This is a genomic window from uncultured Roseibium sp., from assembly GCF_947499295.1.
Lineage (GTDB): Bacteria > Pseudomonadota > Alphaproteobacteria > Rhizobiales > Stappiaceae > Roseibium.
The window spans coordinates 1-16,795 of record NZ_CANMNP010000025.1 but is presented as its reverse complement, the minus strand read 5'-3'; the positions used below and the strand labels follow the sequence as shown (position 1 = coordinate 16,795).

Annotated in this window: 22 protein-coding genes; 12 read left to right on the top strand and 10 right to left on the bottom strand. The window is 53.1% G+C overall.

The genetic code is table 11. From position 1 onward, the window contains the following. Positions 1-115: 115 nt before the first annotated feature. The 4 genes from Q0835_RS26845 to Q0835_RS26830 all read right to left on the bottom strand — a co-directional run bounded on the left by Q0835_RS26845 (position 116) and on the right by Q0835_RS26830 (position 1,546). The gene (locus Q0835_RS26845; protein WP_298966105.1) at positions 116-310 is read right to left on the bottom strand and encodes a hypothetical protein; all 195 of its coding nucleotides are present in this window, start codon (positions 308-310) and stop codon (positions 116-118) included. Positions 311-330: 20 nt separating this feature from the next. After that, positions 331-615 (bottom strand): hypothetical protein, encoded by a 285-nt coding sequence (locus tag Q0835_RS26840; RefSeq protein ID WP_298966103.1) that lies wholly within the window; start codon positions 613-615, stop codon positions 331-333. A 15-nt stretch (positions 616-630) separates the two neighbouring features. Then, on the bottom strand, positions 631-810 hold the full coding sequence (locus Q0835_RS26835; protein WP_298966101.1) for a hypothetical protein: 180 nt from the start codon (positions 808-810) through the stop codon (positions 631-633). A 79-nt stretch (positions 811-889) separates the two neighbouring features. Beyond that, entirely contained in the window at positions 890-1,546 is a 657-nt protein-coding gene (locus Q0835_RS26830) for a hypothetical protein (protein WP_298966099.1), read from the bottom strand. 112 nt (positions 1,547-1,658) lie between these two features. Between Q0835_RS26830 and Q0835_RS26825 the strand changes: the two genes are divergently transcribed. From Q0835_RS26825 to Q0835_RS26800, 6 genes are all read left to right on the top strand, one after another. Continuing rightward, a complete protein-coding gene (locus tag Q0835_RS26825; protein ID WP_298966097.1) occupies positions 1,659-2,267 on the top strand; it encodes a hypothetical protein in 609 nt (202 codons plus the stop codon). An 11-nt stretch (positions 2,268-2,278) separates the two neighbouring features. After that, positions 2,279-2,566 (top strand): hypothetical protein, encoded by a 288-nt coding sequence (locus tag Q0835_RS26820; protein ID WP_298958338.1) that lies wholly within the window; start codon positions 2,279-2,281, stop codon positions 2,564-2,566. A 16-nt stretch (positions 2,567-2,582) separates the two neighbouring features. After that, on the top strand, positions 2,583-2,807 hold the full coding sequence (locus tag Q0835_RS26815) for a hypothetical protein (protein WP_298958340.1): 225 nt from the start codon (positions 2,583-2,585) through the stop codon (positions 2,805-2,807). A gap of 12 nt (positions 2,808-2,819) precedes the next feature. After that, a complete protein-coding gene (locus tag Q0835_RS26810; protein WP_298966094.1) occupies positions 2,820-3,017 on the top strand; it encodes a hypothetical protein in 198 nt (65 codons plus the stop codon). Positions 3,018-3,035: 18 nt separating this feature from the next. Next, positions 3,036-3,362 (top strand): hypothetical protein, encoded by a 327-nt coding sequence (locus Q0835_RS26805; RefSeq protein WP_298966092.1) that lies wholly within the window; start codon positions 3,036-3,038, stop codon positions 3,360-3,362. A 318-nt stretch (positions 3,363-3,680) separates the two neighbouring features. Next, entirely contained in the window at positions 3,681-3,977 is a 297-nt protein-coding gene (locus Q0835_RS26800; RefSeq protein WP_298966089.1) for a thermonuclease family protein, read from the top strand. An 882-nt stretch (positions 3,978-4,859) separates the two neighbouring features. On the opposite strand, the gene Q0835_RS26795 is transcribed toward Q0835_RS26800, so the two are convergent. Continuing rightward, a complete protein-coding gene (locus Q0835_RS26795) occupies positions 4,860-5,117 on the bottom strand; it encodes a hypothetical protein (RefSeq protein WP_298820671.1) in 258 nt (85 codons plus the stop codon). A gap of 228 nt (positions 5,118-5,345) precedes the next feature. Here Q0835_RS26795 and Q0835_RS26790 point away from each other — a divergent pair, with 228 nt between their 5' ends. Then, positions 5,346-7,289 carry a BTAD domain-containing putative transcriptional regulator gene (locus tag Q0835_RS26790; RefSeq protein WP_298966086.1) on the top strand — a complete coding sequence of 648 codons (1,944 nt, stop codon included), beginning with the start codon at positions 5,346-5,348 and terminating at the stop codon, positions 7,287-7,289. Positions 7,290-7,295: 6 nt separating this feature from the next. On the opposite strand, the gene Q0835_RS26785 is transcribed toward Q0835_RS26790, so the two are convergent. Together Q0835_RS26785 and Q0835_RS26780 are read right to left on the bottom strand one after the other, a co-directional pair. Next, a complete protein-coding gene (locus Q0835_RS26785; RefSeq protein ID WP_298966083.1) occupies positions 7,296-7,577 on the bottom strand; it encodes a hypothetical protein in 282 nt (93 codons plus the stop codon). A gap of 68 nt (positions 7,578-7,645) precedes the next feature. Next, entirely contained in the window at positions 7,646-7,936 is a 291-nt protein-coding gene (locus Q0835_RS26780; protein WP_298966080.1) for a hypothetical protein, read from the bottom strand. A 255-nt stretch (positions 7,937-8,191) separates the two neighbouring features. Between Q0835_RS26780 and Q0835_RS26775 the strand changes: the two genes are divergently transcribed. After that, the gene (locus Q0835_RS26775; protein WP_298966077.1) at positions 8,192-9,595 is read left to right on the top strand and encodes a YcaO-like family protein; all 1,404 of its coding nucleotides are present in this window, start codon (positions 8,192-8,194) and stop codon (positions 9,593-9,595) included. Positions 9,596-9,778: 183 nt separating this feature from the next. Here Q0835_RS26775 and Q0835_RS26770 read toward each other — a convergent pair whose 3' ends face one another. Together Q0835_RS26770 and Q0835_RS26765 are read right to left on the bottom strand one after the other, a co-directional pair. Next, positions 9,779-10,330, bottom strand: a complete 552-nt coding sequence (locus Q0835_RS26770) for a CAP domain-containing protein (RefSeq protein WP_298966072.1) — start codon at positions 10,328-10,330, stop codon at positions 9,779-9,781. Then, positions 10,327-11,145 (bottom strand): phosphodiesterase, encoded by an 819-nt coding sequence (locus tag Q0835_RS26765; protein WP_298966070.1) that lies wholly within the window; start codon positions 11,143-11,145, stop codon positions 10,327-10,329. The genes Q0835_RS26770 and Q0835_RS26765 overlap by 4 nt, the downstream gene beginning before the upstream one ends. A gap of 182 nt (positions 11,146-11,327) precedes the next feature. On the opposite strand from Q0835_RS26765, the gene Q0835_RS26760 reads away from it, so the two are divergent. From Q0835_RS26760 to Q0835_RS26745, 4 genes are all read left to right on the top strand, one after another. Continuing rightward, positions 11,328-13,172, top strand: a complete 1,845-nt coding sequence (locus Q0835_RS26760) for a glycosyltransferase family 39 protein (protein WP_298966068.1) — start codon at positions 11,328-11,330, stop codon at positions 13,170-13,172. After that, the gene (locus Q0835_RS26755) at positions 13,156-14,067 is read left to right on the top strand and encodes a phosphatase PAP2 family protein (protein WP_298966066.1); all 912 of its coding nucleotides are present in this window, start codon (positions 13,156-13,158) and stop codon (positions 14,065-14,067) included. Before Q0835_RS26760 ends, Q0835_RS26755 begins: the two co-directional genes overlap by 17 nt. Next, on the top strand, positions 14,064-14,825 hold the full coding sequence (locus Q0835_RS26750; protein ID WP_298966064.1) for a glycosyltransferase family 2 protein: 762 nt from the start codon (positions 14,064-14,066) through the stop codon (positions 14,823-14,825). Before Q0835_RS26755 ends, Q0835_RS26750 begins: the two co-directional genes overlap by 4 nt. A 75-nt stretch (positions 14,826-14,900) precedes the next feature. Then, on the top strand, positions 14,901-15,215 hold the full coding sequence (locus Q0835_RS26745) for a lipid-A-disaccharide synthase N-terminal domain-containing protein (RefSeq protein WP_298820652.1): 315 nt from the start codon (positions 14,901-14,903) through the stop codon (positions 15,213-15,215). Between the two features lie 111 nt (positions 15,216-15,326). Here the strand turns inward: Q0835_RS26745 and metC are convergent, their stop codons facing one another. After that, a complete protein-coding gene (gene metC, locus Q0835_RS26740; RefSeq protein WP_298966061.1) occupies positions 15,327-16,505 on the bottom strand; it encodes a cystathionine beta-lyase in 1,179 nt (392 codons plus the stop codon). Between the last annotated feature and the right edge of the window lie 290 nt (positions 16,506-16,795).

Genomic DNA, 16,795 nt, shown 5'->3' with positions numbered 1-16,795 from the left:
GTAACGACGCCCTCAGAACGCTGAAATTTGACCTCGGTTCCGCACTTGTGACAGGTGCCGAGATAGAACTGATCTTCGGGTTTCACGCCGCGTTTAAGGATTTCCATAGCGGGCCTCAGTTTGGGGTTTCGTCTCTATCCTTCCGGTGCATGTATTCACGCACCGAATTTCGATTTGCTTCCAGCCGGTTTGCAGCTGCAATGATTGAGCGGTCTTTCGCCTTCTCGCCGAATGACCGCAAGCGGCCTGCAAGGTTGAACATGTCGAGGTCGAGCTTGTTAGCTATCTGCTGACGGTCTGTGCGCTGCATCGTTCAACGGGCCTTTTCGCTTACGCTTTCGGTTGACGGCATTGCTCACCAAGAGCAGCACCACAAGTCATGCATTCCATGTTCTGCGGATCACCGTCTCCGGTCTCGCAACGCCTCCGTTCGAACCAAGGGTCAAAGTCTCCAGGCGCACCATCGCCTACAAAGCTTTTCAGGTGCTCGCCAGCTGAGCGAATTGCGTCTTCGTCTTCGGTCGTGAGGTTTGGCTCACCAGAGAGGCATTCGTGCTCAATGGTCAGGATCGGCTCACCCCATTTCATGACGGTCACTGCATAGCCTTCGCGCATGACGGGTCTCCGTGTTCAGTCTGTGCGTTGGTCTACATGCACGTGCTGCGGTATCGCTTTGTAACGTGGATTGTTGGTGATGAAGCGATCTTTGACATACTCGGCGTCTTGCGGCTCAGCGTAGTAATACGTGTGAGCGTAGAGCGTCATGTTGAGCTTGGCTTCAAACACGCTGATGTCATATTTCGTAACCATATCAATAACCTTTCCGCCCGAGGGGCCTCTAATTGCTGTTACAGTTCATGGGTCTGAATTCGATCAGATCCCGGTTTTGTCACGCAGCTTTCGCCGCGATCTGTTCCTTGACGTATCTGCCCCATTGAGAGGCGATTGCATCGGCCATTCCCGGCGTCATTTCAGAGCGTTTCATTCTGCGCTCTTCAGGGTCTTTCGTTGGTCTGGCATGGTGGACTTCCGGGCGTGCTGTTGAGCCGTCCAGCGTGCCGGTGCGTTCCAGCTTAGGAAGTCCTTTGAGCCACCAGCAAGTTGCCTTCTTGGTGTTGTCTCGACCATTCTCATCAGTGCCAAAATGCCAAGGCTGCACAGTCTGGTTTGGCTTGCCGATCATGAGTTGCGCATAGCCCAACATCACCGGGTTTTCCCAAGCGACAAACGGGATCGGGCAGGTTTCCATGTGTTGCCAGAAAGCCCATGCATCCCGGCCCATTTTCAGCCAGCGATCCTCGTTCAGTCCGCCATTCTTCGACATGTTGAGAAACAGGTGCTTTGCGCCTGAATTCGCCATGTATGTGCAGGTCCGATGGAATATTGCGAGGTCAAAACCATCGTGCTGGATGTCTTCCCAATTACCCTCGTAGTGCGGGCCGGGAACAAGTGACGGCTTCATGTCGCAGGACATCGCATCGTGACCGTAACGAATGAATGCATCCCTGATTTTTCCAGTGAATTCGCCTCCGATCAAAACCCGCATCATAAAGTCCTTGAAAAACTTAACTTGTATTTTTCACACTATTAATATACACACTTCGTTAACGAATGCAAATAATTTGACATTCAATTTGGAAATTCGGCATTGTGAGCGAATGGAGAACACTGACAGGCCAAAATATTTCGCCATTCGTATGGATCGACGGGTGAAGGTGAAGACACAAGAACAGGCGGGAAGGGCCAAGGGTTATGACCCTGACTTCTTCGTTCGCCTGGACAAGGATGGCGTTGAGGCGCTGATTGGACCTGCTGGTCCAGACGGTGCGTCGCCACTGCTCAGACGAGGGTATCAGCTTGGTATCTACCGATACGATCTGATCGCGCCGCTCCGGTCTGAGAAATATGACCGGACACCGCGCAAGGTGCTCAAGGAAGCAACTGACCGTCTGCTTGAAATCGGCGTGTTCCTTGAGGAAATCGACAGCGGCAGGACATGCAAAGACGAAAACGGCGTCTATCTGATCTATGCTGATGCGGTTGACCGGTTGGCAGGGAATACAGGCACTAGCCGGAAGCGGGGCAGGCCGAAGAAAGCCCGTTCTGACGAGGACATTGCAGCCGCTAAAGCGATTTGGGAAAGCAACAAATATGCTTCCAATCAAGAGGCGGTTGCAGCGATGCCGGGTGGTGATTGGAACCTAGCTGAGGCCAATGAACGGTTCGGCGGATCTGGTCGCCAAGGTGGTAGACGAAAGAAAAAGTAAGGAGCGGATGCGTGGAATTTGAGATTGAAAAACAGGCTGCTGAGGCCCTGGGCGAAATGCTTACGACAGAAATGCAGCGCGCCTATGAAAACCCTCTTGGCCCGCGAACGTGGTTCTATGGATGGGAGCGACGGGCCGCTCAATGGTTGATTGCCTACCGTGAACGGCACCCCGGCGCGTCCGTCGGTAACGATTGGGTCCCGGCGTTTCTTGAGTTGAACAAAGAGGCGATCATGTCGGAAGGAGTAAAGATAGATTTCAATCTACGCGAGGATAGACTTCGGAAATTGGGGCTTTAACAAAGGAGCGGACGCCGTGAGTGATTGGCAAGACATATCGACCGCACCAAAAACCGGTGAGGCGTTCTTGATCACGACCGCAGGGCCGCAGATTGATATCTGTTGGTGGGATGGTGACGAGTTCCGGGACTATTCCCATAAGCAAAAGATCAAGCACGAGTGGCCTTACATGGTGGCATGGAAACCGCTCGATAAACCGGCTGATGTGTACGCCTTCGAGCCGAAAAACTGTGACTCATAAGGAGCCAGAACAGTGTTTGATTGGTTCAAATCCATGTTCGAGAAGCCGAAGAAATGGCGGCTTACTCCGAGGGCGGACGGGACCTACATGCTGGAAAAATGGAACCCCGTTTTCGAGACTTACTTTGCAGAGGAAGCTGGTATCCGTGACCAAGAACATGCAGATGAAGTGATTGCAAACCTTGAGAGGGAAGTCACCTACAGAGCGTGACTCATAAGGAGCCGATGCATGAGCCATTTGCCGGAAAACTGGCGCGAAACTCCCGACGCTCATGGCTGGGTGCCGGACCCGGAAAACCCGGTTCGGATCGTATGTGCTGCCAACAAGGCGGCAGACGGCACAATCTTCTGCGGCTCCCGGCATGCATCCAATGCGATGTTCTCCCAGATGCAAGCTGCTGGTGTTCAATACCACGAGACGGAAGATGGTTTCATTGACCAATATGACCGCTGGTGGAGCAGGCTCCAGGCTTTCGAGATTATGGCGACCACCGGACAACCTATGCTGCACGCGGGAGAGTGGGGTGTAGAGTTGTATTCGGAAAATCTGTACTGAAACGAAGGAGCGGATGTGATGGCAGATAGTAGCCCCCGCTATTACAATGGATACCATTGGGCACCGGTTCCAGGCGGTTATAGTGCGTTCGGGTCAGGCCCACACTCAACCATGGAAGAGGCAAACCAAGCTTTGAGAAAAATGCTAAAGGCCAGTGGCTACGAGCCTCCGAAATGGTGGCAGTACTGGCGTTGGGGAGAAAGATCCCCGAAATTTTGGGGCAAGGGGTAACTTACAGAGATGAACGGCGCAGTTTTATTGATGTGTGCTTCACTGGTGGCCGTGGACGGCGACTCTGTGAAATGTGACGGCGTGAACATGCGAGCAATGGGCCCAGGTGCTCCGCATGTATCCGGTTTTGATACGCCGGAAATGAACAGACCCAAATGTCAGCAAGAGCTTGAACTTGCCAGGGCAGCAAAAGCCCGCATGCAAGAGCTTCTGGAAACCTCAGGTGTGAAGGTCTGGGATTCTGGAGAGATCGACACTCCGAGGTACAAACGCCCTCTGGTTTGGGTTGAATTGCCTGATGGGCGAACAGCCGGTGAAATTCTTATTGCAGAAGGTCATGCCCGTATCTGGACGCCTGGATACAAAGCCGATTGGTGCGACTAATCCTTTTTCTTCATAAGCCCTAAATACTGCTCTCTGTGATTTCTATAAGGATAGACTGGTCTTGCCTGAATGTAGGATCGGTTTGAATTTCCGCACCGCGCACATTTGAACCTGTAGAGCTTCGGAAGCTCTGGAACCAGATCGATATCCCGGAACCTATCAAAGCTCACTGGCGATATGTTCTGACACACAAGGCAGTGAATTTCGATTCTAGTGCAGTTTTCACGCGCCCAGGCGATGGAGATCGGATCTAGTGGGGGTGATGACTTGGCCAACCGGTAGGACCGCAATGCGCAACTTCATGGAATAGGACAGCCTCAGGGTATGTCCCATATGCAGGGCGGTCAATCACCACGACAGTGCATCGGAGAGGATTGGGCCACCATCTGGCACAGCCGCGCGGTTTATCCGTTTTAGGCGGCATATCTATTTTTCTGCATTCCTCACCCACCTTGTCAGGATGGACGGTTTTTACATAGAGAGCCCCTTTGTAGGTTCCGACGAACCTTGCAGGCGGGTCCCATCGGGCACCGTCGATGCGCTTGTCGTATGCATGAGCGGGAACGGAAACAAAAAGACTTAGAAAAACCAAAATGAAAAGACGCAAGCCCGTTTAGGGTGCGGGGCACCGACGAAATTCTATTGCAGAATCAATACCCGTATTTTTGGATCTGACCAAGGTGCGGGGAGGAAAAGTGCAATAAAATCAATGGCATTTACATACCTGCCGGGGTCGCCACTTTTCATTCTACTTTTAAGGGACATGCCAGGCGGTATTCCGCTCCGGTCCCAATCTTTGTTTTTAGAACAATTTTACCAAAAAAAAATGCCGCACGCCGAAAAGGCGCGCGGCAAGATGTTGCTGCTTCCAAGGTGGACCCGTCAGGCGTTTTCCGACTTGGACGTTTCCACACTTTGTTGCCCCACCATAAGCGGTGTGATCTTCGTCTTCAGGAGGCTGTCGAGATCCTCAGTTCCATCTTCCAGCGACTGCAGAGCCATGTCGAGGAAGTAGGAGCAGAAAGTCCGCCCGTCCTTGTCCGATTCCTTCTTGGTGTACCGGATCATGCGTTTAATCGCTTCAACTGCCGGTTCCTGTTGGGATTCGGTAAGGTCCGGTTTGCTGACTGTCTTTGACATTTTACTACCCACCAGTATTCGATTCGCCGTTTGCAGCTTCGCGCTGCGGTGACCATCCATATAAATCATGCTGTTGCGGCGTGAAATAAGCGTGATAAGCTATTACTGTGTTTGCGGTTGCGTATTATCCGCGGTTGCGTGGCCACGACAAAACCGATGCTGATGATCAAATACGGGGAATTGATGGCAAAGGCGTATTGTTTCGCTTGCCTAGGACGGCCCTTGCTGATGAGCAAGGACTTGGAGCCGGTTGCAGTCAAGACCCGTAAAGCCTTGGCAATCATGGCTTACCTGAGCCGAATGAGTGGCCTCACTGCACCCCGTGAAACCCTGGCCGATCTGTTGTGGAGTGGCACCGACAGGCACAAGGCCATGCAGTCCATGCGCCAGGCGTTGAGACAGCTCAAAACCGCTGAGGAAGCCGCAGGCGTCGATGTTGTGCGTTCTTCGCCTGGGCATGTTCAGCTTGAGCCTTCCGCTTTCTACACCGATTTGGATGAAGTCATGGGCCTGCTCGAAAAGGGGCGCGCTTCTGATTTTCGTGAAGCCACAGATTTGTGGCGAGGCGAGTTTCTGGCAGGTTTTGAGGACATTGATCCGGAACTTAACGACTGGATCCAAGTCGAACGCGAACGCGTTCGTTCTGAAGTTTCGACAGCCGCTTTTCGGCATCTCGACGAGTTGTCCGTTGACGACGGTGGACAGAAAATCGAGGCTGGAGGCAAGTTCCTCCTTACCATAGACCCTGCGTTTGAAGCTGCTCACCGTTTGCTCATCCGGCTGTACAAGAAGCTCGGACAGCCTGAACGCGCAGAACAGCAGTTCAAGACCTGTGAACGCGAAATGCGCCTTCATCTAGATGCGGAGCCGGATGAAGAAACCAGAGCGCTTTTGGTCGCGGAAGAACCCGATGGTCAAAGAGCCGGATTTTCGCACCGTCCTGGGGACATAGGCGCGACCCATAGCGTACTCTCTAACAACGAAGAGATCGTCAGGCTTCCAGAGATCTCAATCATTTCCTCATCGCTTCATAAAAAGGGTCTGAACGACGCAGTTCATCTTCGCGAGGAGATTGTTTCAGGCCTGTCTTCCTTCAAGTCTTTCGACCTTTATGAATCAGAGTATTTTGGCGAAGAAAACTTTCCAAAACCGACACTGGTTCGTGGTCATGAATTGGGCAGTTACCTACTGCGATTCAGGCATGACGAACGCAGTGGTAAAATAGCAATCCAGTTCGAAGATCGCGGCAATGGGCAGATTGTCTTCAATGAAATCATTGACCTCGGTCTCTGGGACGGTATTGCTCCGGCAGCTAGTCAGGTTGTGAGCAGGGTCCATTCCGTCGCAACGATGAGACTGAGAAACCCTACAAACACTTCAATTTTTGCGCGCTGGTGCCAAGCTGAAGCATTGCTTTGGGATTTCACGCCTCAATCTGATGAGAAGGCAATGCGCTTGCTCAATGATTTGGAACGGTCAAATAGTTCATTCTCGCTGATCTATTCTGGTAAGGCGTCAATTATCATGAAGCAGGAATTGCATTTCCCGCTAAATGACAGAACAACACAAGATGGAATGGGTGGTCTGCTGAACTTGGCTGAAAAGGCAATCGTCCTGGATCCTTGGCAGGCTGCGAACCAACGAGTCTACGGGTGGGCCTTGATATTGTCCAACATGCCCGCTGAAGCACGGCGTGCATTCCAAAACGCAGGTCGTTTGCGGTCTTCTGACCCCGCCAATCTTATGTCGGTGGCCGAGGGCCTGGCGTTTTCTGGTGACGTGGACGAGGCGCGCGCGACTGCTGAACGGGCCTTTAACCTGTTCTCGTTTGTGCCTCGTGTCTTCTATGAGTATCTCGCTAACATCTACTTTGCGTCGGATGACTTTGAGAGCGCAATCACGCAAATTGAACGCGGTGCTGGCATCAGTGTCGGTGGTTTGACGACTCGTGTTGCGGCGCTGATTTGCTCTGGAAGAGAGGAAGAAGCGTTACAGACACTTCAACGTTTCACAGACCAGAGATCTGCCTTGCTGGACAGTGCGCCTGAATTCACAGCAGACCCAGTCACATGGCGAACAAGAGTAAATTTTTTCCAGGACAAAACTGTTCGCCAAAATTTTGACAAGGGGGCGGCTCTTGTTCAAAAGTTTCTATTTGAAGGAACAGGGTAGAAAAACCTACTGCAGCAATCTGCCCAGGTCAGAAAGATATTGAGGATTGGATTGCGCCAGTTTTTTGCTGTTTAATCGGAAAGGCAGCGCAATTGTCGGCAGGTCGGCTTTGCCTTCCACGACTTTGAAGTTTAGAAGTTCAGTTGCTTGTGCAGGAAGCCCGATTTCCGAAAGCATTTTGTTAGGATTTTCAAATAATTTCTTTTTGAGAGTTGGGTCCAGTGACGCCTTTGCAAGCAACTCACCCAAAGCCTTCGCATTTCTTTTATAGTGTGGAAACCTGGCCATTAGACTAACCTTTTGCCAGCAGCCACCCGGACACTATTGCCCGGGTAACAGCGCTGTTGGACTAAATATTACTCAGGCAAATCTTCATAGTAGCAGCTGCCCAACGCAGCTTTGCCGAGCTCTTCGAAATAGGTTTCGTCGCCTGCAGCAACTCGGGCGGCGTCGATTTCAGCCGGAATGACCAGGTGAACCGTGTCGGCGGTGTCCGCAAACAGCTGCACGTCTGAAGCGGCACCCAGTTCGCTAAGAACGGCCTTCGGATCATCAATCAACTTGGCGCGTTCATCGGCATTTTGAATGATTGCACCAAGTTTAGCACCGAATTCCAGGTCTCTGTGAAAAGTAGTTTTGGCGTGCATAGTGAGCCTCCTGAAGTTAAAATTGCACCGCGTTTCGTTAAATGGTGGGATGGTCACGCGGCTATTTGAAAATCAGTCAAACTTTAGTAAAAGTTGGTGGGTAATTTAACTTTACTAACGCTTGACTGATTTCGAGAATTACTAAATTCGATTTTAAGAAATGGCTCAATAGTAACTCAAATAATCTACAAGTGCTGCAATTATAGGGTGAAGCAAAGTATCCTTCGGATACTTAAATTTAGATGGTGGGTGTGTATGGAAGGAAAGTTGGACGGGTCCAAAAACCCGCCTGAGTGGCGAGACATGCCGGAGGAAATTCTCTCCGGTCTCCTGCGGGTCGGGTTGTTGCGTCGCGGGTCTGGTGCTGAAAATGCCGATTTCCAAATTGCCAACCAAAGCCTCTCCCTATTCTTTCCGTTTCTGATTTCTCACGACGTCAAACTCGTCCCGATGGACATAGAGTCCTGTCCTGTAGCGTTCTGCACAGGACTGTTGAATTTGATTGAAGATGTTGAAGGTGAGGAGAAGGCGGCATCTCTAGCTCTCCCCGGTGGCGGTCAAGGCTGGACGCATCAAGATGCAGCCATGGGTTGCATTGGTGAATTGGCTGAGAGGGTAAGTCTTTGGACTCGTGGGTATAAAGACGGAAGAGTTTTTTTAGGAGATGAAGAGCAACCAAAAGTAGCGTTTGTGGACGTGATCGGGCTCAGTGACAGTCAGGAGCGTGCGGCGAGGGAGAGACTGCAAATGGAGGAGCGGGGTTCGACGCATGACGCAATGTGCTGGGAAGGTCTTTCTCGGAAGCGTGTATTGCTTAGAAACCTTGCAAACAACGACACATTTCCGTTCCCCAGTATCGGAATATTGTTCAAGGAATTGGAGCAAATAACTGGTTGCAGCTTGTCCTTCGCTTCCAGCGCTGGCTGCGCTGTATGGCCGACTTTGAAAGGCGCTCGCGAAAGGGCTTTGAAGGAGTTGGTGGAAAGAGATGCTATCGCTCAGGCTTGGTACAACCGCCTGGGGATAACTCTCTTGAGAGAAGGTTTTTTGAGTGAGATTTTGCGTGGTTCGTTGCTCGAATTTTTAAACCAAAGATCACGGCATTGGTGTGTCTTTTCGGTTGAAACCGACTTGGAGGTCCACGTCGCCTTGGCCGTTTCGCACAATGGTTCGGGTGAGCACTGCGTGATTGGTTCGGCAGCAGCTGGTACGCTTGTCGAAGCCAGCGAAAGCGCGCTGCAGGAAATGCTCCAGGCCGAGAATTCACTTGCCCTGATGGATAGGGCTTATCCAGTTCAACCAGAAAAAATCGGCTCGGCTTCGCGAGTGCCCCGCCAATTGGCCTATGCCCGCAATCGGTCGATCTTCAACGATCTGCCCCTGGAAAGTGCAGCGATAGCAGATGAGAGCCAGGCCGTTTTAAGTTTTTCCAGCGACGACCTGTTGCAAAGCTGCTTTGACCGTAATCTGCGTATCTTCGAATTCGATGCCACGCGTGAGGACCTGAAAATTCCCTGTGTGAAGCTCGTTTCACCAGACCTGTGTACGTGGGAACCACGATTTGGCAAAAGGCGCCTCTTTGAAGGCGTTGTTGAGCGTGGTTTGCGGGCAGTACCGGCAACTGAAGCAGAGTTCGCCTCGCGACCTTTTCCGTTTTAAACCGACTTGAGATACTCGATTGACAGGGCAGTGCACTGAGGATATTTAAAATATGACATTTGCACTCAGGTTTAGTGCGGCGTCAGGGCGGCTTCTTAGTTGTCCAATCTCTGGAAGAAACTCATGGTGGGGGTAACCCCGCCATTTTTTTCTTTCATGGATTAGGGTTCAGGGTCTTGAATCCTAACGCGCCGTTGGTCGGCCATCCTCATTTGGGCGCGACAGTGTCATGACCCAGAAATTTCGCCATTTCCCGGTGTTGCGATTGGTTCGCGCAATGCCGACACGGGTCACATATGGATTGAGCAAGTTCTTGTTGTGCCCCTCAGACCCTTGCCATCCGCGGAAGGCGGCATTCAGATCCGCATATCCAGCGCCGAGATTTTCTGCCCCCGCATAATTGGCGTATCCGGCTTTATCCAGTCTTTGAGACAGGCCGAAAGCACTGTGTGCCCATGTGTCCATGCTGTCGCGCTCGGCAATGTGGCGCGCCATGGCCTGTGACACGGAATCAAGTTCCGGATCGTGACGCAGTGGAGGGCGTCCGTTCTGTTGCCGGTAGGCGTTTATCATCGACAGTATCTGAGATTTGTCGACAGCCTGATCGGTTAGAACGGTCTTGTCTTCAAGTTCGTTGCCGCCTGGCAAAGCGCCGCATGCCGTCAGAACAAAAGCCAGAACGATGAACATGCCGGGCAACAGGCTGTTTTTTTTCGCACGGGCATTTCTCATCATGTTTCGTCACCCGGCCATACGACACCCTCATCGGCAAAGAAATGATGGGGCCCGGGGAACGCTTCAACATAGGCCATGTGAGAAACCACGCCCGTCGCTTCAGAATGGTAGTGAAGAAAATAGGCCGGGGGTTCGAAATTGAACAAGGCGGGCCCGTTTTCTGTCAGGTCGAGGACAACTTGATGGCCGGTACTGGGGGCAAGCGTCATCACCTTGCCGGCGAAACTGGCAATGATTGGCCGGTGAAGGTGACCACAGATGATTCTTTCAACATGTGCATGTGGCGCTATGACCTCCGCCAGAGCGTCCGCGTCAACCAGACCCATGTTGTCCATGTGAGCGATGCCGGAAAGTGCGGGCGGGTGGTGCAGGGCAAGCAGTGTCGGAACCTGTGCTTCCTTCAATCGGGAATCCAGCCATGCCAGTTGCCAGGGGCCGAGCTCACCTTTCGGGCTGCCAGGCAAATGACTGTCCAGCGCGATCAGTTGAACATCGCAAACTTTTGCCGTGTAGCAAATTTTGCCGTCACCTGTTTCGGAAATACCCGGAAAATTGCTCATTTCGCGCCGCATTCCGCTGGTGCTGTCATGATTTCCGGGCAACAGGAAGACCGGCATGTCGAGACGCGAAAGGAGCTCTCGTGCAACGGCATATTCCCGAGGATCGCTGCGGTCGGTCAGGTCCCCGGTGATGACGAGAGCATCCGGTTGCGGGTCAAGAGATTTCAAGGATCTTATGGCACGCTCGGCAAACATGTTCGTATCTGAAACCCGATAGCAGGCCAGGCCTCTTGGTCTCAGGTGCAGGTCGGTCATATGGGCAATCAAAGTCATGGGAAACCTTGGAACTCAGGTGAGGAAAAAAACAAAAAGGACGATAGCGAACGCACCGCTCAGAGCAAGCTCTTGTTTCCCTTTTTGAAAAGCTCATGTAGGAGAAGCTCTATGGCAACGGGCAGGCGGGCGTGGCTTGAGAGAGACATCGGAATTGAAACCAGATGGCAGATGAAACTGTAAAGCCGAAGGACCAGGACGAGGCCTCCTCTGACGGGCAAGATGTGTCGTCTGGACACCCGCCGGTGAACGAGAACCTGGAAAAAGACACTCAAACCACGCTTCAAAAACCGAAGAAGCCGGTTTGGCTGCACATTTTCGGTCACGATATCACCGCGCCATTTCTGTTTCTGTTTCTGTCTCTCGTGCTTTTTGTCCCTGGCCAGTGGACGGTGCCGCCGCTTGATCGTGACGAGCCGCGCTTTACTCAGGCAACAAAGCAGATGCTTGAGACCGAAGACTATATCGATATTCGCTTTCAGGAGCAGGCCCGCCACAAGAAACCTGTTGGCATCTACTGGTTACAGGCCGCTGCTGCAAAGATTTCCGGACAGGATGCCGAAGCCCCGCTGTGGGTCTATCGTTTGCCGTCGATTATCGGTTCGACGATGAGCGTTCTCGCTGCCTTTTGGCTTGCACGGGCCTTCATGGGACCAGCCGGCGCATTGCTCGTTGGAGGGTTTACAGCTCTTGCCATTATTGTAGGCGTTGAAGCCAGGCTGGCGAAGACCGACGCTGTGCTGCTGGCAACGGTCATTATCGCGCAAGGGGCTCTTGCCCGGATTTGGCTGAAGCAGCAGAATGAACGGCTGTGGACCTTGAGTTTCGTGTTCTGGACTGCATTTGCCGGCAGCATCTTGATCAAGGGGCCTGTCGGCCCGATGGTCGTCGGGCTAACGGTTGTCGGTCTCATGGCCATGAAGCGTCAGGTCGCCTGGTTCAAGGCTGCTTCTCCACTTGTCGGCATTGTATGGACCATCTTGCTCGTTTCACCCTGGTTGGTTGCCATCTGGATGGCGACAGACGGGGCGTTCTTTACCGAAGCGATCGGCAAGGACCTTCTCGGCAAGGTTCGTGAAGGACAGGAAAGCCACGGAGCGCCACCGCTAACACATCTTGGCGCGATGCTGGGCGTGTTTTGGCCCTTGCCCGCGTTCTTTTTGATTGCACTGCCCTTGATCTGGCAGGAACGGAAAAGCCCGCTGGTTGTATTTGCAACCGCATGGTTTTTGCCAAGCTGGGTGATCTTCGAGCTGGTCGCGACAAAGCTGCCTCACTACACGATGCCGCTCTTGCCGGCACTTGCCCTGCCGGTTGCCGCAGCCTTGATTGAGGGGGCTGGGACGAATTCCAGGAAAACCGTCCGCTGGATTGCGGCGGTACTGCTTGCAGCACCCGCGATCGGCTTGGCAGTTGCCGCATTTGCTGGACCTTTCGTGCTTGGTACCTGGCCGTCGCCACCTGGCGCCGTGATTGTCACTCTTGGCGCAATGTTCGCTTTTGCGGCGGCTTCGAGGATCCTTCGTGGTCCTGCGCTCTATTCTTTGCCGGCGGTCACAATGGCTGGTGTGTGTGCGGCCATCGGTGTTTGGGGCTTCGTAGGTCCGGCACTCACTCCGATCTGGGTGAGCCCGCGTCTTGTGGCAGCGCTTGACGAGATTCCGGGCTGCGCAGACGCTTCTCGCCGACAGGTGGTCACTTCTGGCTTCCACGAACCAAGTTTCATCTTCCTTGAGGGTACCGGGACACAGATCATCTCGCCCAAAAGTGCAGCGGAGTTTTTGAATGAAACAGCCTCTGCCGAAAAGGGATCTTGTCGGATCGCAGTCATAGAAAGCCGGGAAGAAGCAACGTTTTTGGCGGCTTCCAAGGAGATTGGTCTTGTGCCCGAGGTTCGAAAAAGGGTAGACGGCCTCAATATCAATGGTGGCGATGACGTCGATATCGCGCTTTATCAGAATGTCAAAGCGGTCACAGGTGTAGAAGAAAGCGATGCAGAACAGCAGTAACCATGTCCGGCATATTCTTGCGCGCATGCGGGGGAACATGCGTCGGGCTGCGATCCTGCTTTCCGGTCGAAAGGGCCGGGCGATGCAGAACCGCGACCCCTTGCCACCAGGACAAAGGCCTCAGGATATATTGGCCGTTTTGCTGCTGACCGTCGGGATCGCAGTGGTGGCGTTTGATATTCCGACCTATCCCTGGCTTCAATCTCTGCCCGGAGAATACAGATCTGCATTCCGCGCTGTTACCGACTTCGGCAAAGCAGACTGGATCCTGATCAGCACTGGCGTGACGTGTCTGTTACTCCTGGCTCTGGAAGCCGGTCGCTACGCCTTCCGGCTACGAATGGCGATCGGGTCGATTTTCACCTACAGCGCCTTCATATTTTATTCTGTTGCCGCAACCGGCCTATTGGCGATTGCCTTCAAATGGTCGCTCGGACGGGCAAGACCAAAGCTTTATGAGGAAGTTGGGCCGGTCCGGTTTGATTTCCTGGCGTTCGATGGAACCTTCACGAGTTTTCCTTCCGGTCATTCGACCACGGTCGCAGCTCTTGCAACCTCATTGGCTTTCATTTTTCCAGCCTATCGCTGGTTGATCATTGCTGCGGCCTTCTGGCTCGCTTTCAGCCGTGTCATGGTTGGCGCTCACTATCCAAGCGATGTTATTGCGGGAACCTTGCTCGGCATGACGTTCACATTTTTCACCGTCCGGGCCTTGGCGCGGCGCAGGATTGGCTTTCATCTTTCTGCTGCCGGAAAAATTGAGCCTAACATGAATGTAAGGTCTGCCAAGGCTTGCGTGCGGGCGGTGTGGCAGGTTCTGCGCGGTCAACGCGGAGCTGATCGCGTTCTGATGGAGCAGCCGGCGGCAGAACAGACGGAACGGACAAACGCATGACACAGAGTTATCTGGAAGCCGTCGCCGCCAACAAGGGGGCGCTGGCCGTAACGGTGGTGGTGCCTGCCAAGGACGAAGCCGAGAACCTGCCGATCCTGTTAAATGAAATCGAAGCGGCCTTGTCTGGCCATTCATTTGAGGTGATCGTCATCGACGACGGATCGTCCGACGGCACAGACATCGTTCTACAGGATTATGCAGCGACCCATGATTGGCTGCGGCCCGTTCGGCACGAAACGTCCTGCGGTCAAAGCTGTGCCGTCCGCACGGGCGTGTTGCATGCACGCGGAGATGTCGTCGCCACCATTGATGGCGATGGTGAAAACAATCCGGCCTATATTCCTGACCTTCTGGATGCCTTGAAAAAAGCAGGCCCAACCGTTGCTCTTGCAGCCGGACAAAGACTTGGCCGCAAGGCAAGTCTTGCCAAGCGCTACGCATCAAAGTTTGCGAACAAGCTGCGTGGAGGCATTCTGAAGGACAACACACGCGACAGCGGGTGCGGCCTCAAGGCTCTGCGTCGGGAAGTCTTCCTGCAGCTTCCATATTTTGACAGTTGGCACCGTTTCCTGCCGGCCCTCGTGATCCGTGAAGGTTATGGGGTCACGCATATCGATGTTCAGGACCGTGAACGTCGTCATGGAACTTCAAATTATGGAATTTTCGATCGCGCTCTGGTCGGTGTTCTGGACCTCATTGGCGTTTGGTGGTTGCGCCGCCGCAGGAAAAAAATTCCTCAAGTCCGACCCCTGACCTGATCCTTACCGCATTCTGGCTTCAAATAGACCAAGTTGCCGGGCAATCGGCATGAAGAACCTGACTGGACCCGCCTCATGAACGCTCTTGTTGACTGGTTAAATGCCGTTTTTGTCGAGCAATTCGATTTCTGGATCGTGCTGGGTTTTGTTGCCCAGTTCATGTTCATGATGCGCTTTGTCATCCAATGGATCGCATCCGAGCGGGTAGGGAGATCCATCGTGCCGGTCGCGTTCTGGTTCTTTTCCATTTCGGGTGGTTCCTTGCTCCTGGTTTACGCCATACAGCGTGAGGACCCGGTCTTCATTGCGGGGCAAGGGCTGGGCTTGCTGATCTATTTCCGAAATCTCTGGCTTATCTTCAAAGAAAAACGCAACGACCCGACGATCTGAAGCACGAGTGCATCAGTGGTGCTTCTGCGCGTGTCCAGTGAAGGCAAAATATTGCGAAAACACCGTGAGCACTTGCTCACGGCGTCTTTGACGTTTGGTCAATGCAAATGATCAGGCAAATGCCTGGGTCAAAGCCTGTTCCAGGTCTTTGATGAGATCTTCCGGGTCTTCCAATCCGATATGCAGACGAACCGATTGAAGGTTCGGATCAAACGAAGCAACGGTTCTTTGACCTTTCAATCGAACCGGAATGGCCAGGCTTTCAAATCCGCCCCAGGAAAACCCGAGGCCGAACAGTGTTAGCGTGTCCAGAAACTTAAACGCCTGCTCTTCACTGGTGCCTGTTACGAAATCAAAGGCGCAAAGTCCTGAACTGCCGCTGAAATCCCGGCGCCAGATTTCGTGACCTGGATCGCTCGCAAGGGCAGGGTATTTGAGAACGCCTATCTCAGGCCGTCCATCCAACCAATTCAATATTTCCATCGTGTTGCGCTGATGGCGCTCAAGCCGCACTGAAAGCGTACGAAGTCCGCGAAGACCAAGGAAAACGTCGTCTGGTGCCGCGTGGCAGCCCATGGCTCCATATAGAGTGTGGAGCTTGTCCCATGCACGCTCGTTTGCAGCCACAGTGCCCAACATGACATCAGAGTGACCGACGATATATTTGGTGCCTGCCTGGATCGACAGGTCGACACCGAGCGACAAGGGCTGGCAAAACAGTGGACTTGCCCAGGTGTTGTCCATCAGGACAGTTGCATCGATCGTCCTTGCCGCGGCGACGAGAACTGGAACGTCCTGCATTTCGAAGGTCAGTGAACCGGGAGACTCTGTAAAGATCGCTGTTGTTTCCGCTCGAAACAGAGAGCTAATTTCTTCACCCACCGAAGGGTCATAGTATTCGACGGTGACGCCGAGCCCGGGGAGTACAGTGTCTGCAAAATGCCGTGTCGGTCCATAAGCGGTGTCGGCAATAAGGATATGATCACCGGCCTTCACGCAGGAAAGAATCGCAAGCGCGATGGCATTCAGCCCAGAGTTGGCAATTTTTACGCCCGCAGCTCCCTCGATCTCCGCGAGTGCACTTTCAAGGGCATCTGTCGTCGGATTTCCTCTTCGAGCGTAGGAATAGGTCTGTTGTCCTGTTACGAGAGTTTTGGCGTCGGGATAAAGAACGGTCGAAGCATGAACCACTGGGGGATTGACGAACCCGTGAAATGCTAGGGGGTCTCGACCGGCATGGGCAAGTTTGGTGTCGGCTTTAAGGGCCGAAGCGAATTTGTGCGATGACATGGATTCTCTTGAATGCTGTTCTGGGTAACGCCACAACCCGGTGGTGGGCGTGAAGCGACACTTTAGTATCCACGCCTTGGAGGAAACCCCTCGTCTTCAGACGAGCCCGCTTTAGCGTGAAGTGAATAAGAATGACCATACTCTCTGGAAAAAGGAACCGCCCGGTGGGGCTTATGGCTCCTTTTTCCAGAGAGTATGGTCATGCAATACGACAAAGGAAAGCACTGCGTTTTCTATCATCGCTATCACTTGGTCTGGTCGACCAAATACCGCTTTAAAATCCTTCGTGG

Bases quoted from the DNA above. Each gene is read 5' to 3' on its own strand.
- Q0835_RS26755 (WP_298966066.1), top strand. From the start codon at position 13,156: ATGCAGAACAGCAGTAACCATGTCCGGCATATTCTTGCGCGCATGCGG.
- Q0835_RS26745 (WP_298820652.1), top strand. From the start codon at position 14,901: ATGAACGCTCTTGTTGACTGGTTAAATGCCGTTTTTGTCGAGCAATTC.
- Q0835_RS26780 (WP_298966080.1), bottom strand. From the start codon at position 7,936: ATGCACGCCAAAACTACTTTTCACAGAGACCTGGAATTCGGTGCTAAA.
- Q0835_RS26835 (WP_298966101.1), bottom strand. From the start codon at position 810: ATGGTTACGAAATATGACATCAGCGTGTTTGAAGCCAAGCTCAACATG.
- Q0835_RS26845 (WP_298966105.1), bottom strand. From the start codon at position 310: ATGCAGCGCACAGACCGTCAGCAGATAGCTAACAAGCTCGACCTCGAC.
- Q0835_RS26750 (WP_298966064.1), top strand. From the start codon at position 14,064: ATGACACAGAGTTATCTGGAAGCCGTCGCCGCCAACAAGGGGGCGCTG.
- metC (WP_298966061.1), bottom strand. From the start codon at position 16,505: ATGTCATCGCACAAATTCGCTTCGGCCCTTAAAGCCGACACCAAACTT.
- Q0835_RS26825 (WP_298966097.1), top strand. From the start codon at position 1,659: ATGGAGAACACTGACAGGCCAAAATATTTCGCCATTCGTATGGATCGA.
- Q0835_RS26790 (WP_298966086.1), top strand. From the start codon at position 5,346: ATGAGCAAGGACTTGGAGCCGGTTGCAGTCAAGACCCGTAAAGCCTTG.
- Q0835_RS26830 (WP_298966099.1), bottom strand. From the start codon at position 1,546: ATGCGGGTTTTGATCGGAGGCGAATTCACTGGAAAAATCAGGGATGCA.
- Q0835_RS26785 (WP_298966083.1), bottom strand. From the start codon at position 7,577: ATGGCCAGGTTTCCACACTATAAAAGAAATGCGAAGGCTTTGGGTGAG.
- Q0835_RS26840 (WP_298966103.1), bottom strand. From the start codon at position 615: ATGCGCGAAGGCTATGCAGTGACCGTCATGAAATGGGGTGAGCCGATC.
- Q0835_RS26795 (WP_298820671.1), bottom strand. From the start codon at position 5,117: ATGTCAAAGACAGTCAGCAAACCGGACCTTACCGAATCCCAACAGGAA.
- Q0835_RS26775 (WP_298966077.1), top strand. From the start codon at position 8,192: ATGGAAGGAAAGTTGGACGGGTCCAAAAACCCGCCTGAGTGGCGAGAC.
- Q0835_RS26760 (WP_298966068.1), top strand. From the start codon at position 11,328: ATGGCAGATGAAACTGTAAAGCCGAAGGACCAGGACGAGGCCTCCTCT.
- Q0835_RS26765 (WP_298966070.1), bottom strand. From the start codon at position 11,145: ATGACCGACCTGCACCTGAGACCAAGAGGCCTGGCCTGCTATCGGGTT.
- Q0835_RS26805 (WP_298966092.1), top strand. From the start codon at position 3,036: ATGAGCCATTTGCCGGAAAACTGGCGCGAAACTCCCGACGCTCATGGC.
- Q0835_RS26770 (WP_298966072.1), bottom strand. From the start codon at position 10,330: ATGATGAGAAATGCCCGTGCGAAAAAAAACAGCCTGTTGCCCGGCATG.
- Q0835_RS26800 (WP_298966089.1), top strand. From the start codon at position 3,681: ATGCGAGCAATGGGCCCAGGTGCTCCGCATGTATCCGGTTTTGATACG.